This is a genomic window from Pseudomonas sp. GW822-FHT05A08, assembly GCF_058800485.1.
Genome location: NZ_CM179511.1, coordinates 81,313 through 95,060, shown reverse-complemented (window position 1 = coordinate 95,060; position 13,748 = coordinate 81,313). Strand labels below are relative to the sequence as shown.

Here is a 13,748-nt window from a genome sequence, read left to right as displayed (position 1 = left end):
TTACAGCGCTACGCTGGTAACGCTCACGCCCAGGGTATGACTGGCGCCCGGCGCCAGGGTCACCACGTCATCCATCACGTTGGCGGTCTCGATGCACAGCATGCGTTGCCAGCCATCGTCGGCCATGTCGCTGAACTGCTCGGCGCGAGCGATCCACGGGTTCCAGATCACCGCCGAGCGCGAGCCGTTGCTGGTCAGCTGGATGCGCCGCTCCCAGGCCGGGTCGACGATGCTCAGCTGTGGCGGAGGGTCGAGGTAGATACGGTCGGTCTCGCCGGTGAAATGCAGATCGCCGGACTGCTGTGCAGTCTTCCAGTCATCCAGGGTCTCGATGTAATTCAGGCCGTCCAACCCTTCGACATGCACCTTGCGCACATCGCTGACCGCGAAGTAGCTGTGCAGCGCCTGGCTGATGGTGACCGTGTCGTCGCCCAGGTTGTGGCTGGTGAGGTTGATGTGCAGTTGCTCATCGAGGCGGATGCTCAGCTTCAGCTCGACCTGGTGCGGCCAGCCTGGCAGCCCGCCTTCGGGGATCGGCAGTTGCAGCTCCACCAGCAGGCTTTCGCCTTCGCTCTGAATGCCCAGCAGTTCCCAGTCGGTGGCGCGGACCAGGCCATGGGCCCCGGCCGGCTCGCTGCCCTGGCGCATGGCCTGGACGCTTTGCGGGTTGCGCGCGAAGTTGCCGAACCACGGCCAGCACACCGGAACGCCGGCGCGGATGCTTTTGCCGGTCTTGAACACGGCCTCGTCGTTGAGCCAGATCAGCGGCGGTTGCCCGGCCAATTGATAGCTGAGGATGTGCGCGCCTTGCTGGGCCACCAGCAGTTCGGCCTGACCGTGGCGGATGCGCCAGCAGTTCAGTTCATCCAGTTTCACCGTTTCAACGTGAGGGGTAGGCATGGTGCTGTTCTCGTTCAAAAGCAGGGCTGCTATGGACCACGTAACAGCCGCCGGGTTTAACCCACGCCGAATTTAACGGGCCCTGGGTGGAACCGAGCGGGTGCGGCCACTGCCGTCGATGGCAACGAACACGAACACCGCCTCGGTGACCTTGCGCCATTCGCTGGACAGCGGATCGTCGCTCCAGACCTCGACCATCATCTGGATCGAGCTGCGACCGATTTCCAGGGTCTGGGTATAAAAGGAAAGCTGCGCGCCGACCGCGACCGGCACCAGGAATGCCATGCGGTCGATGGCGACCGTGGCGACACGCCCGCCGGCCACGCGACTGGCCATGGCGGTCCCCGCCAGGTCCATCTGGGCCACCAGCCAGCCGCCGAAAATATCGCCAAAGCCGTTGGTTTCGCGGGGAAGCGCGGTGATTTGCAAGGCCAGGTCGCCTTGCGGGATCGGATCTTCTTGTTCGAGCTCTATCATGCCGGGGGTGCCTCTGACCCGTGACTCTTCATTGGTACTTCAGGTGAATAGCCGTCTTGAGGAAAAACGATTCAGCCCGAACATACTACGTTCGTCACGTTCTTCGTAAGGCGTACTAAAGGGAAACTCTGCGAAACCGGCTGGCCCAGTCGGCGCCTGGGGCGCCCAGCGGCGTTTTCGCACAGCAACCCTTGCCGGGGCGGCGTTGCTCCAATGCCTGCGAGTATATCGGTCGACAGGCTCGGCGACGACCATCCGGTTCTGATTTTGATTGTCAATTGTGCCCGTCTATGTGCTTTTTCGAACAATTTGCTATCGTGCCGAACCTGCCAGGCCACAACCAGCGCTGTTGCGGCTTCCAGAACCGACTATAAGAGAAGCCCTTGCCATGACCACTGTGCCTTCGAGCGTCGCGCAGCCCGCGCAACCTGCTCGTCCGTTGACCCGCAATGACTACAAGACCCTGTCGCTGTCCGCCCTGGGCGGCGCGCTGGAGTTCTACGACTTCATCATTTTCGTGTTCTTCGCCACGGTGGTCGGCAAGCTGTTCTTCCCCGCGGACATGCCCGAGTGGCTGCGCCTGATGCAGACCTTCGGCATCTTCGCCGCCGGCTATCTGGCCCGGCCCCTGGGCGGGATCGTCATGGCGCACTTCGGCGACCTGCTCGGGCGCAAGAAGATGTTCACCCTGAGCATTTTCATGATGGCGGTGCCGACCCTGATCATGGGCCTGCTGCCGACCTACGCGCAGATCGGCATGTGGGCGCCGATCCTGTTGCTGCTGATGCGGGTGATCCAGGGCGCGGCCATCGGCGGTGAAGTACCGGGCGCCTGGGTGTTCGTTTCCGAGCATGTGCCGCAGCGGCATATCGGCTATGCCTGCGGCACCCTGACCTCGGGCCTGACGGCCGGCATTCTCCTGGGGTCGCTGGTGGCCACCGCGATCAACAGCATCTATACCCCGGGCGAAGTCGCCGATTACGCCTGGCGGATTCCGTTCCTGCTCGGCGGCGTGTTCGGCCTGTTCTCGGTGTACCTGCGCCGCTGGCTGCACGAAACCCCGGTATTCGCCGAGCTGCAGCTGCGCAAGGCCCTGGCCGAGGAAGTGCCGCTGCGCGCGGTGCTGCGCGACCACCGCAGCGCGATCATTCTCTCGATGCTGCTGACCTGGCTGCTGTCCGCCGGGATCATCGTGGTGATCCTGATGACCCCGACCGTGCTGCAGACGGTCTATCACTTCACCCCGACCACCGCGTTGCAGGCCAATAGCCTGGCGATCGTGTTCCTGAGCCTGGGGTGCGTGATGTCCGGCGCGCTGGCCGATCGTTTTGGCGCCGGCCGGGTATTCGTGTTCGGCAGCGCGCTGCTGCTGGCGACTTCCTGGACCTTCTACCACAGCCTGCTGGATCACCCGGACTGGCTGTTCCCGCTGTACGCGCTGACCGGCCTGCTGGTGGGCACCATCGGCGCGGTGCCGTATGTGATGGTCAAGGCCTTCCCGGCGGTGGTGCGCTTCAGCGGCCTGTCGTTCTCCTACAACCTGGCCTACGCGATCTTCGGTGGCCTGACGCCGATGGTGGTGACCGCGCTGCTCAAGGAGAGCCCGATGGGCCCGGCCTATTATGTTGCAATTATTTGCAGCATCGGGATCCTGGTCGGCCTGTACCTGTGGAAAAAGGATCGCTGATCCTGTGATCCTGTGATCCTGTGACCCTGTAGCCGCTGCCGAAGGCTGCGAACGACCCGAAGGGGCGCGGCGATCTTCAGGGTCCTGGAGATCCTGCAGACCTATCGCAGCCTTCGGCGGCGGCTACAAAACGCTCTATAAAGAAAGGCCAGCCTTCCATCGCGAATGCTGGCCTTTCATCTAATTGTCATATTTCAGCCATAGAGTGTTCACACGGCCTACAGATACTTGGCCCGACTTAACACACCCTATCTGCTAGGAGTAAGGCATGAAACTGAAGCGTTTGATGGCGGCAATGACTTTTGTCGCTGCTGGCGTTGCGACTGCCCACGCGGTTGCCGCTGTTGACCCTGCTATCCCGAGCTACACCAAGACCACTGGTGTGTCGGGCAACCTGTCCAGCGTCGGCTCCGATACCCTGGCCAACCTCATGACCCTGTGGGCCGAGCACTACAAAAAAGAATACCCGAACGTAAACATCCAGATTCAGGCCGCTGGCTCCGCCACCGCGCCACCTGCGCTGACCGAAGGCACCTCCAACCTGGGCCCGATGAGCCGCAAGATGAAGGACACCGAACTGGCTGCCTTCGAGCAGAAGTACGGCTACAAGCCAACCGCCATCCCGGTTGCCGTGGACGCCCTGGCCGTGTTCGTGCACAAGGACAACCCGATCCAGCACCTGACCATGGAACAGGTTGATGCGATCTTCTCGTCGACCCGCCTGTGCGGCGCCAAGGCCGACGTCAAGACCTGGGGCGACCTGGGCGTGACCGGCGACCTGGCCAACAAGCCGGTCCAGCTGTTCGGTCGTAACTCGGTATCCGGCACCTACGGCTACTTCAAGGAAGAAGCCCTGTGCAAAGGCGACTACAAGCCTAACGTCAACGAACAGCCTGGTTCGGCTTCGGTGGTCCAGTCCATCAGCTCCTCGCTGAACGGCATCGGCTACTCGGGCATCGGTTACAAGACCGCTAGCGTGAAGACCGTGGCCCTGGCCAAGAAAGGCAGCAGCGACTTCATCGAAGACACCGAAGAAAACGCCCTGAACGGCAAGTACCCGCTGTCCCGCTTCCTGTACGTGTACATCAACAAGGCCCCGAACAAGCCTCTGGCCCCGCTGGAAGCCGAGTTCGTGAAACTGGTTCTGTCGAAACAGGGCCAGGAAGTGGTAGTGAAAGACGGCTACATCCCACTGCCAGCCAAAGTCGCCGCCAAGGCACTGGCTGACCTGGGCCTGCAGGAAGGCGCTGCAGTCGTAAAGAAGTAACACCCTAGGTCCGGGCCTGTCCCGGACCTTGTAGGAGCGAGCTTGCTCGCGACATGATGGCGAGGCCAACGCAGCATCTGTGTCTGGCGGCTCCCATCGCGAGCAAGCTCGCTCCTACACCCCTCAATTTTCGATCCGCTGCCAGCTCTGCTCCGCGGCGGATTTGTTGCGTCACTGCATTGTCATCTTTCTGTCATACAGGATCGCTAGGGTGTGCGCATGAATGATCTGGCCAACTCCACCATGACTCCGACTTCTCCCCCCAAGCGCATTGACTTCAATACGCCTGAGCTGCAACGCAAGCGCCGCATCCGCGCGCTGAAAGATCGCCTGACCCGCTGGTACGTCCTCGTTGGCGGTCTGGCCGTGCTGGCCGCGATCACCCTGATCTTCTTCTTCCTCGCCTATGTCGTGCTGCCCCTGTTCCAGGGCGCCGACCTGACCGCCAAGGACCCGCTGACGCCAGCCTGGATGCAGGACGCCGGCAAGCCGCTGATGTTCTCCCTGGAAGAGCAGAACCAGGTCGGCATGCGGGTTTCCGACAAGGGCCAGGCGCTGTTCTTCGACATCGACAACGGCGCCGAGCTGCGCCGCGTCGACTTGCCGATTCCGGCCGGCACCACCGTCACCGCTATCGGCAAGGATCAGCCGGGCAGCCCGCTGGTGGTGGTTGGCCTGTCCAACGGCCAGGCGCTGGTGTTCCGCCACACCTATAAGGTCAGCTACCCGGAAGGCAAGAAAACCATCTCGCCAGCCATCGAATACCCCTACGGCGAAACCCCGATCGTGCTGAACGAGCAGGGTGGTGCCCTGGAGCACGTCAACCTCAACGCCACCGATTCGGCGCTGGTGGTGGCCGGTTCCAGCGGCGCGCAACTGCACGTGCTGCAGCTGACCCGCGAAGAAAACATGATGACCGGCGAGGTCACCAGCGAGCAGAACCGCATCGAGCTGCCGCAGATGACCGAACCGGTCAAGGCCATGTACATCGACCCGCGCCAGCAGTGGCTGTACGTGATCAACGGGCGTGCCCAGGCCGACGTGTTCAGCCTGCGCGACAAGAGCCTCAACGGTCGCTACAAACTGCTGGAGGATGCCGATGCCGAAGTGACGGCCAGCACCCAGCTGGTGGGCGGTATCTCGCTGATCATCGGTACTTCCAAGGGCGGCCTGGCCCAGTGGTTCATGGCCCGCGACCCGGACGGCGAACTGCGCCTGAAGCAGATCCGTACCTTCCAGATGGGCACCACGCCGATCATCGAAATCACTGCCGAAGAGCGCCGCAAGGGCTTCGTCGCCCTGGACGCCTCGGGCAAGCTCGGCGTGTTCCACAGCACCGCGCACCGCACCCTGCTGGTGGACCAGGTGGTCGAGGGCGAAGGCCTGTTCGGCCTGTCGCCACGGGCCAACCGGGTGATCGTCGAAGCCGGCGGCAAGCTGCAACCGCTGGTGCTCGACAACCCGCACCCGGAAGTGTCCTGGAGCGCGCTGTGGAGCAAGGTCTGGTACGAGAACTACGACGAGCCTAAATACGTCTGGCAATCGACCGCGGCCAACACCGACTTCGAACCCAAACTGAGCCTTTCGCCGCTGACCTTCGGTACGTTGAAGGCAGCGTTCTACGCGATGCTGCTGGCAGCCCCGCTGGCGGTGGCCGCGGCGATCTACACCGCTTACTTCATGGCTCCGGGCATGCGCCGCAAGGTCAAACCGGTGATCGAGCTGATGGAAGCGATGCCGACGGTGATCCTCGGCTTCTTCGCCGGCCTGTTCCTCGCGCCTTACGTCGAAGGCCATCTGCCGGGCATCTTCAGCCTGCTGATGCTGCTGCCGATCGGCATCCTGGTGGCCGGTTTCGTCTTCAGCCGCCTGCCTGAGTCGGTGCGCCTCAAGGTGCCGGATGGCTGGGAAAGCGCGATCCTGATCCCGGTGATCATCTTGGTGGGCTGGTTCTCGCTGTACATGAGTCCGTTCATGGAGAACTGGTTCTTCGGCGGCGACATGCGCATGTGGATCTCCCATGACCTGGGCATCACCTACGACCAGCGCAACGCCCTGGTGGTCGGCCTGGCCATGGGGTTTGCGGTGATCCCGAACATCTACTCGATCGCCGAAGACGCCGTATTCAGCGTGCCGCGCGGCCTGACCCTGGGTTCCCTGGCCCTGGGCGCCACGCCGTGGCAGACCATGACCCGCGTGGTGATCCTCACCGCCAGCCCGGGCATCTTCTCGGCGCTGATGATCGGCATGGGCCGCGCGGTCGGCGAAACCATGATCGTGCTGATGGCCACCGGCAACACCCCAGTCATGGAAATGAACCTGTTCGAAGGCCTGCGCACCCTGGCGGCCAACGTCGCGGTGGAAATGCCGGAGTCGGAAGTCGGCGGCAGCCACTACCGCGTGCTGTTTCTCTCGGCGCTGGTGCTGCTGCTGTTCACCTTCGTCATGAACACCCTCGCCGAGCTGATCCGTCAGCGTCTGCGCAAGAAATACTCGTCGCTTTAAGAAAGGTAGAAGTCTGTGAAACAGAACTCCCTGAATGGATGGTTCAAGAGCGGCGCCCCGGGCGTCTGGATCAGCGGTGGCGCGGTGTCCATCGCGGTCATCATGACTATCGGCCTGTTGGCGGTGATCGCCGTGCGCGGTCTGGGCCACTTCTGGCCGGCAGACCTGGTGCATGCCCACTACGACGTGCCGGGCCAGGCCAACCACCTGGTCATCGGCGAAGTGGTGCAGAAAGAAGAAGTGCCGCGGGCACGCCTCAAGAGCGCCGGCCTGCCGGTGCCGGACGAAGGCCCCGAGTTCATGACCCGCGAGCTGATCAAGGTCGGCAACCGTGACCTGAACGGCAACGACTTCACCTGGATCGTCGGCGACTGGCTGACCAACCAGACCACGCCGCCGGAGCTGATGGCCATCGAGCGGCGCGAGTGGGGCAACTTCTACGGCTACCTGGTCAACGTCAAGCAGGATGGCAAGGTCATCGCCGAAGGCGAAGCGGCCTGGCCGGAACTGCAGGCGCGGATCGAGCGAGTGAACAAGCTGGCGGCCCAGCTCAAGACCCTGGAGAAAGTCGACATCGGCGCGATCAACGCCGGCCTCGAGCGCATCCGCCTGCACGGTCGCAAGCTGGAACTGGACGGCAAGCTCGATGCCGCCGCCCAGGCCGACATGGAAAGCGAACGCGCCGAGCTGAACGCCCGTTACCAGGACGTCGAGGCCCGCCTGAGCGACCTGCACGCGCAGTTCAACCGTGACAGCCTCACCGCCCGCGACGCCAACGGCAAAGAGATCGAGATCAGCCTGGGCAAGGTGGTGCACGCCTACCAGCCGAACGCCATGGGCACCTTCACCAAGCTGGGTTTCTACTTCAGCAAGGTCTGGGAATTCCTCAGCGACGACCCGCGTGAAGCCAACACCGAGGGCGGTATCTTCCCGGCGATCTTCGGTACCGTGATGATGACCCTGATCATGGCGATGATCGTCACCCCGTTCGGCGTGCTGGCGGCGGTGTACCTGCGCGAATACGCCAAGCAGAACACCCTGACCCGGGTGATCCGCATCGCGGTGAACAACCTGGCGGGCGTTCCGGCCATCGTCTACGGCGTGTTCGGCCTGGGCTTCTTCGTCTATGTGCTGGGCGGTTCCCTCGACCGCTTGTTCTTCCCCGAAGCGCTGCCGGCGCCGACCTTCGGTACCCCGGGCCTGCTCTGGGCCTCCCTGACCCTGGCGCTGCTGGCGGTGCCGGTGGTGATCGTGGCCACCGAGGAAGGCCTGGCGCGGATTCCCCGCACCGTGCGTGAAGGTTCCCTGGCCCTGGGCGCGACCAAGGCGGAAACCCTGTGGAAGATCGTGCTGCCAATGGCCAGCCCGGCGATGATGACCGGCATGATCCTCGCGGTGGCCCGCGCCGCCGGTGAAGTGGCGCCGCTGATGCTGGTGGGTGTGGTGAAACTGGCGCCGTCGCTGCCGGTGGACGGCAACTACCCGTACCTGCACCTGGACCAGAAGATCATGCACCTGGGCTTCCATATCTATGACGTCGGCTTCCAGAGCCCCAACGTCGAGGCCGCGCGGCCGCTGGTGTACGCCACGGCGCTGCTGCTGGTGCTGGTGATCGCGACGCTCAACCTGTCGGCAGTGTGGATTCGTAACCACCTGCGCGAGAAATACAAGGCGCTGGATAGCTAAAGCCATTAGCCACAAGCGGCAAGCCACAAGCCGCTTTTGCTCAAACTTGCAGCTTGCAGCTAGAAGCTTGCAGCTACGAACGGAGTGAGATCATGCAACAAGAAGCACATACCCACGGCATCAACATGTCGGCCCTGGGCCGCGACAAGCAGAGCCTGAACCTGGACCAGGAAACCGTGGCCATCGAAGTCCCGGGCCTGAGCCTGTTCTACGGTGAGAAACAGGCGCTGTTCGACGTCAGCATGAACATTCCGAAGCAGCGCGTGACCGCCTTCATCGGCCCGTCCGGCTGCGGCAAGTCGACCCTGCTGCGTACCTTCAACCGGATGAACGATCTGGTGGACGGCTGCCGCGTGGAAGGCGAGATCAACCTCTACGGCAACAACATCTACCGCAAGGGCGAAGACGTGGCCGAGCTGCGCCGCCGCGTGGGCATGGTGTTCCAGAAGCCCAACCCGTTCCCGAAAACCATCTACGAGAACGTGGTCTACGGCCTGCGCATCCAGGGCATCAACAAGAAGCGCATCCTCGACGAAGCCGTCGAGTGGGCCCTCAAGGGCGCGGCGCTGTGGGACGAGGTCAAGGATCGCCTGCATGAATCGGCACTCGGCCTGTCCGGTGGTCAGCAGCAGCGTCTGGTGATCGCCCGCACCATCGCCGTGGAACCGGAAGTGCTGCTGCTCGACGAACCCTGCTCGGCGCTCGATCCGATCTCCACCTTGAAGGTCGAAGAGCTGATCTACGAACTGAAATCGAAGTTCACCATCGTGATCGTGACCCACAACATGCAACAGGCCGCGCGTGTCTCCGACTACACGGCGTTCATGTACATGGGCAAACTGGTGGAATTCGGCGACACCGATACGCTGTTCACCAATCCGGCGAAGAAGCAGACCGAAGACTACATCACCGGTCGGTATGGCTAGCAGCAGCCGCGAGCCGCAAGCTTCAAGCGGCAAGTGAGAGCGGTTCGAGTACGACACAACATGGCTTGCAGCTTGTAGCTTGCAGCTCACAGCTTTTGCGGAGCACACACATGATTTCTAAGGAAGGCTTGACCCATCACATCTCCCAGCAGTTCAACGCCGAGCTCGAGGAGGTGCGCAGCCACCTCCTGGCGATGGGCGGGCTGGTCGAGAAACAAGTCAACGACGCCGTCACCGCGCTGATCGAAGCCGACTCGGGGCTCGCCCAGCAGGTGCGCGAGATCGACGACCAGATCAACCAGATGGAACGCAACATCGACGAAGAATGCCTGCGCATTCTCGCCCGTCGCCAGCCGGCGGCTTCCGACCTGCGTCTGATCATCAGCATCTCCAAGTCGGTGATCGACCTGGAGCGCATCGGCGACGAATCGACCAAGATCGCCCGTCGCGCCATCCAGCTGTGCGAAGAAGGCGAAGCCCCGCGCGGCTACGTGGAAGTGCGGCATATCGGCGACCAGGTGCGCAACATGGTCCGCGACGCGCTGGATGCCTTTGCCCGCTTCGACGCCGACCTGGCGCTGTCGGTGGCCCAGTACGACAAGATCATCGACCGCGAGTACAAGACCGCGCTGCGCGAGCTGGCCACCTACATGATGGAAGATCCGCGCTCGATCTCGCGCGTTCTGAGCATCATCTGGGTCCTGCGCTCCCTGGAGCGGATCGGCGATCACGCGCGCAACATCTCGGAGCTGGTGATTTACCTGGTGCGCGGCACCGATGTGCGCCATCTGGGCCTGAAGCGGATGAAGGAAGAAGTTGAAGGCACCAGTGCCGAAAGCGCTAATGTTCCGGGTGAAGCTGACGATAAGTAAGGTTGCCCGAGAGAAGCGCCCGGCCCTTTGGCCGGGCGTTTTCGTTTATGGGGATTTAACTTGAAAAGCAGCGCCCGCGAACGAAAAGTCCCGGCGTGACTGAAGAGTTTTGGCAAAGTGCCATCAGTAAAGCGTTATGCTAGCCGGGATTTTTAAAGGGGTGGTCGATGAGTAAGGTAAGTGTGTTGGTGGTGGATGACGCTTCGTTCATTCGTGACCTGGTGAAGAAATGTCTGCGCAACTACTTCCCTGGCATCAAGATCGAGGACGCCATCAACGGCCGTAAAGCCCAGGCCCTGCTGGCCCGTGAAGCCTTCGACCTGGTCCTGTGCGACTGGGAAATGCCGGAAATGTCCGGCCTGGAGCTGCTGACCTGGTGCCGCGGCCAGGAGGCGATGAAGGCCATGCCGTTCATCATGGTCACCAGTCGCGGCGACAAGGAGAACGTGGTGCAGGCGATCCAGGCCGGCGTCTCCGGCTACGTCAGCAAGCCGTTCACCAACGAGCAACTGCTGACCAAGGTCAAGCAGGCGCTGAACAAGGTCGGCAAGCTCGACACCCTGATGAACAGCGCGCCGACCAAGATGAACTCGGCGTTCGGCAATGACTCCCTGAGTGCCCTGACCGGCGGCAAGGCCGAAGTCATCGGCGCCGCGCCGGCGGCTGCGGCGGTCAATCCGTTTGCCAAACCTGCCGTGGTGTCCGCTCCCGCTGCAGCCCCGTCTCGTGGGTTGCTCAACAGTCCTCCGGTGAAGGCGCCGGCTCCTGCCGCCGCTGCGTCTGCTGGTGGTCGTGGCCAGGGGCAGTTGCGCCTGCCCAACGGTACTCAGCAATGCGTGATCAAGGCGCTGAGCATCAAGGAGGCGCTGTTGGTGGTGAAACGCACCGATACGCTGCCGCAGGTGCTCGACAGCGCCGTGCTGGACCTGGAGCAGGGCGACAATGCCGAAGTGGCGCGCCTGAACGGCTACCTGCATGCGGTGGTGGCCTATGAGCCGAAGCCGGACAGCGAGTGGTTGCAACTGACCTTCCGCTTCGTCGACCAGGATGCGCAGAAACTCGATTACATCTCCCGCCTGATCGCCCGCGGCACGGCGCAGAAGCACTTCGTCCCCGGCGCCTGAGGGGTTCCTGCCCCCCTGTTTCACGGGCAGCCACGCTTGCGTAGGAGCGAGGCTTGCCCGCGATAGCGTCCGCTCTGACGCTGCAGACCGCTGGCCCGACCCCTGTAGCCGCTGCCACAGGCTGCGATAAGGCCGAAGGCCTTCAACGATCTCAAACCTCAGCGCCCGTTTCGTCGGAGTGCTGTCCCACTCCAGCATCAGTCCGCGTTTGAATGTGGCGCGAAACCTGCTGCAAACACTTTCCTGTACCACGCTTTTGCACGCTGACGAGGGTGATCTGGGCGTGTCACTCAAGCGCTGTATCTGTTGCTGGATGATGGTTGTGATGTGTTGCAGGCTGCGCAGAGCAAGGCGTTGGGGGAAAGGGCAATGGTTTGATGCCGTGTGTCCGATTCTCGGTTTTTCAGGTTGATTTATATCTGTACTGATATAGGTTGTGGTCTGTGCTTTTGGCTTTTCTTGTGCCTGGCCACGCTTTGAAACAACCCGGTCGCGCGCTGTGGCGGTCGGGTTGTTTAACCTCTCTGGGGTCAGTAACGGGAGAGGTTCGATGCCTAGGCACAAGGATGTGGTGTTTGTCGGGAGCGCGCTCCGGGACCTCCGGGCTTTTCCGCTGGATGCGCGAAGGGCCGCGGGTTTTCAGCTGGATCTGTTGCAGCAGGGCGAGCCGCCCTATGACTGTCGGTCGATGAAAACCGTGGGGCCGGGGGTGTTCGAGATCAGGATCAGTGAGGATTCAGGAGCGTTTCGGGTGTTTTACGTGGCCAACCGGCCCGCGGCCATTTATGTGCTGCACGCCATGCGCAAGACCACCCGCAAGACCGAAGCGCGGGACATCGAGCTGGCTCGGGCCAGACTTCAGGAGATAAGTGCACGCCATGACCGATCACATGCATACCGAGCGTTTCGCCAGTGTCTGGGACGCGCTCGAAGGTTCGCCCCAGGAAGCCGCCAATATGCGCCTGCGCTCCAAGCTCATGCTGGAGCTGGGCAAGACCATCAAGGCCTGGGGTGTTTCGCAGAAGGAGGCCGCCAGGCGGCTCAATATCACCCAGCCGCGGCTCAACGACGTGCTCAGCGGCAAGATCAACAAGTTTTCCCTGGATGCGCTGGTCAACCTCTCCGACGCCGCGCACCTGGGCGTCGATATCAGTTTCAGTCCGTCGGCAATGGAACCTCTGGTGCAGGGTTGATTCATACAAAGTCCACGTCGGGCTGCTAGCCTGACTTCAGGCTTTCCTCAGAATCTTGCCCATGTTCATGCACCTGCTGTTTTCCTGCGGTCTGTTGCTGGCTGCCACCTCGGCCATGGCCATGACCATCTACAAGTCCACCGACGCCAACGGCGTGGTGTCCTACAGCGACCGTCCGTCGCCGGGCGCCCAGGTGTTCGTGTTTCGCGATCGCATGGTCGAGCACCTGGAACGCCAGGTGCGTCTGGACGTCGAGAAGAGCTGGGGCGTGGACAGCGTCTTTGTGCGTAACGACCTGTATGCGCCGGTGGAGATCGAGCTGGGGTTTACCGGCCTGAAGAACATCCGCAGTGCCCCCAGGCAGCCGATTCGCCGGGTACTGCCGGCCCGCAGCCGACAGCGCCTGGCACAGCTCACGGCCATGCAGGCGGGCAAGCCGCTGATCTATGTCCCGCAGTTTCGTTACTCCCTGGGCGACCCTGCAGGCGCCGCCCAAGCCTATCGTTACCCGCTGCCCTGGCGTGGCGGCCCCTTTCGCCTGACCCAGGGCGCCAACGGCCGGTACAGCCATTTCGGCCCCAAGAGCCGCTATGCCATGGACATCGCCATGCCCGAGGGCACGCCGATCATCGCGGCGCGTGGCGGGGTGGTGGTGAAGACCGAGAACCGCCAGAGCGGGCGCGGCACCGACCCTTCCGGCAATTTCGTGCGGGTGTTGCACAACGACGGCACCATGGGGGTGTACCTGCACCTCAAGCGCGGCTCGGTAAGCGTGCGTGAAGGCCAGCGGGTCGTGGTGGGCAGCCCGCTGGCGTTGTCGGGCAACACCGGCAACAGCAGCGGCCCGCACCTGCACTTCGTGGTGCAGCGCAATACGGGGCTGGGGCTGGTGTCGATTCCCTATCAGTTCAACCAGCCCATCGGCAGCCTGCCGAATTTCGCGCTGGGCAAAAAGTAGCCGTGTAGCCGCTGCCGAAGGCTGCGATAAGGCCGAAGGCCTTCAGCGATCTCAAGAGCCTGCGCCCGCTTCGTCGGAGTGCCGCCCAGGTCGATCGCAGCCTTCGGCAGCGGCTACAGGGTGATCGGCGGAACAGGTGATAATCGGGGAGGG

Annotated in this window: 11 protein-coding genes and 1 pseudogene; 10 read left to right on the top strand and 2 right to left on the bottom strand. The window is 62.8% G+C overall.

Going from position 1 to position 13,748, the window contains the following annotated elements; all coding sequences use genetic code 11:
* The gene (locus AC3RCP_RS00450; RefSeq protein WP_492570555.1) at positions 1-900 is read right to left on the bottom strand and encodes a D-hexose-6-phosphate mutarotase; all 900 of its coding nucleotides are present in this window, start codon (positions 898-900) and stop codon (positions 1-3) included.
* 72 nt (positions 901-972) lie between these two features.
* Positions 973-1,377 (bottom strand): acyl-CoA thioesterase, encoded by a 405-nt coding sequence (locus AC3RCP_RS00445; RefSeq protein ID WP_003229628.1) that lies wholly within the window; start codon positions 1,375-1,377, stop codon positions 973-975.
* Positions 1,378-1,765: 388 nt separating this feature from the next.
* Here AC3RCP_RS00445 and AC3RCP_RS00440 point away from each other — a divergent pair, with 388 nt between their 5' ends.
* From AC3RCP_RS00440 to AC3RCP_RS00395, 10 genes and pseudogenes are all read left to right on the top strand, one after another.
* The gene (locus tag AC3RCP_RS00440; RefSeq protein ID WP_101336292.1) at positions 1,766-3,064 is read left to right on the top strand and encodes an MFS transporter; all 1,299 of its coding nucleotides are present in this window, start codon (positions 1,766-1,768) and stop codon (positions 3,062-3,064) included.
* 268 nt (positions 3,065-3,332) lie between these two features.
* The gene (locus tag AC3RCP_RS00435; RefSeq protein ID WP_007928520.1) at positions 3,333-4,331 is read left to right on the top strand and encodes a phosphate ABC transporter substrate-binding protein PstS family protein; all 999 of its coding nucleotides are present in this window, start codon (positions 3,333-3,335) and stop codon (positions 4,329-4,331) included.
* 219 nt (positions 4,332-4,550) lie between these two features.
* Positions 4,551-6,836: an ABC transporter permease subunit gene (locus AC3RCP_RS00430; RefSeq protein ID WP_009041368.1), complete on the top strand. Its 2,286-nt coding sequence runs from the start codon at positions 4,551-4,553 to the stop codon at positions 6,834-6,836.
* A gap of 15 nt (positions 6,837-6,851) precedes the next feature.
* Positions 6,852-8,522 (top strand): phosphate ABC transporter permease PstA, encoded by a 1,671-nt coding sequence (gene pstA, locus AC3RCP_RS00425; protein ID WP_007928524.1) that lies wholly within the window; start codon positions 6,852-6,854, stop codon positions 8,520-8,522.
* A 92-nt stretch (positions 8,523-8,614) separates the two neighbouring features.
* Positions 8,615-9,448: a phosphate ABC transporter ATP-binding protein PstB gene (pstB, locus tag AC3RCP_RS00420; RefSeq protein WP_007928526.1), complete on the top strand. Its 834-nt coding sequence runs from the start codon at positions 8,615-8,617 to the stop codon at positions 9,446-9,448.
* A gap of 110 nt (positions 9,449-9,558) precedes the next feature.
* Positions 9,559-10,320 (top strand): phosphate signaling complex protein PhoU, encoded by a 762-nt coding sequence (gene phoU, locus AC3RCP_RS00415; protein ID WP_007928528.1) that lies wholly within the window; start codon positions 9,559-9,561, stop codon positions 10,318-10,320.
* Positions 10,321-10,487: 167 nt separating this feature from the next.
* Entirely contained in the window at positions 10,488-11,444 is a 957-nt protein-coding gene (locus AC3RCP_RS00410; RefSeq protein WP_492570556.1) for a response regulator, read from the top strand.
* A gap of 550 nt (positions 11,445-11,994) precedes the next feature.
* A pseudogene (locus tag AC3RCP_RS00405) lies at positions 11,995-12,315 on the top strand (type II toxin-antitoxin system RelE/ParE family toxin); the annotation flags it as partial.
* A 7-nt stretch (positions 12,316-12,322) separates the two neighbouring features.
* The gene (locus AC3RCP_RS00400) at positions 12,323-12,637 is read left to right on the top strand and encodes a helix-turn-helix domain-containing protein (RefSeq protein ID WP_037004383.1); all 315 of its coding nucleotides are present in this window, start codon (positions 12,323-12,325) and stop codon (positions 12,635-12,637) included.
* A 61-nt stretch (positions 12,638-12,698) separates the two neighbouring features.
* The gene (locus tag AC3RCP_RS00395; RefSeq protein ID WP_007928535.1) at positions 12,699-13,595 is read left to right on the top strand and encodes a peptidoglycan DD-metalloendopeptidase family protein; all 897 of its coding nucleotides are present in this window, start codon (positions 12,699-12,701) and stop codon (positions 13,593-13,595) included.
* Positions 13,596-13,748: the final 153 nt, after the last annotated feature.

Excerpts from the sequence above, each read along its gene's own strand:
- AC3RCP_RS00450 (WP_492570555.1), bottom strand. The coding sequence starts at position 900 with ATGCCTACCCCTCACGTTGAAACGGTGAAACTGGATGAACTGAACTGC.
- AC3RCP_RS00445 (WP_003229628.1), bottom strand. The coding sequence starts at position 1,377 with ATGATAGAGCTCGAACAAGAAGATCCGATCCCGCAAGGCGACCTGGCC.
- AC3RCP_RS00440 (WP_101336292.1), top strand. The coding sequence starts at position 1,766 with ATGACCACTGTGCCTTCGAGCGTCGCGCAGCCCGCGCAACCTGCTCGT.
- AC3RCP_RS00435 (WP_007928520.1), top strand. The coding sequence starts at position 3,333 with ATGAAACTGAAGCGTTTGATGGCGGCAATGACTTTTGTCGCTGCTGGC.
- AC3RCP_RS00430 (WP_009041368.1), top strand. The coding sequence starts at position 4,551 with ATGAATGATCTGGCCAACTCCACCATGACTCCGACTTCTCCCCCCAAG.
- pstB (WP_007928526.1), top strand. The coding sequence starts at position 8,615 with ATGCAACAAGAAGCACATACCCACGGCATCAACATGTCGGCCCTGGGC.
- phoU (WP_007928528.1), top strand. The coding sequence starts at position 9,559 with ATGATTTCTAAGGAAGGCTTGACCCATCACATCTCCCAGCAGTTCAAC.
- AC3RCP_RS00410 (WP_492570556.1), top strand. The coding sequence starts at position 10,488 with ATGAGTAAGGTAAGTGTGTTGGTGGTGGATGACGCTTCGTTCATTCGT.
- AC3RCP_RS00400 (WP_037004383.1), top strand. The coding sequence starts at position 12,323 with ATGACCGATCACATGCATACCGAGCGTTTCGCCAGTGTCTGGGACGCG.
- AC3RCP_RS00395 (WP_007928535.1), top strand. The coding sequence starts at position 12,699 with ATGTTCATGCACCTGCTGTTTTCCTGCGGTCTGTTGCTGGCTGCCACC.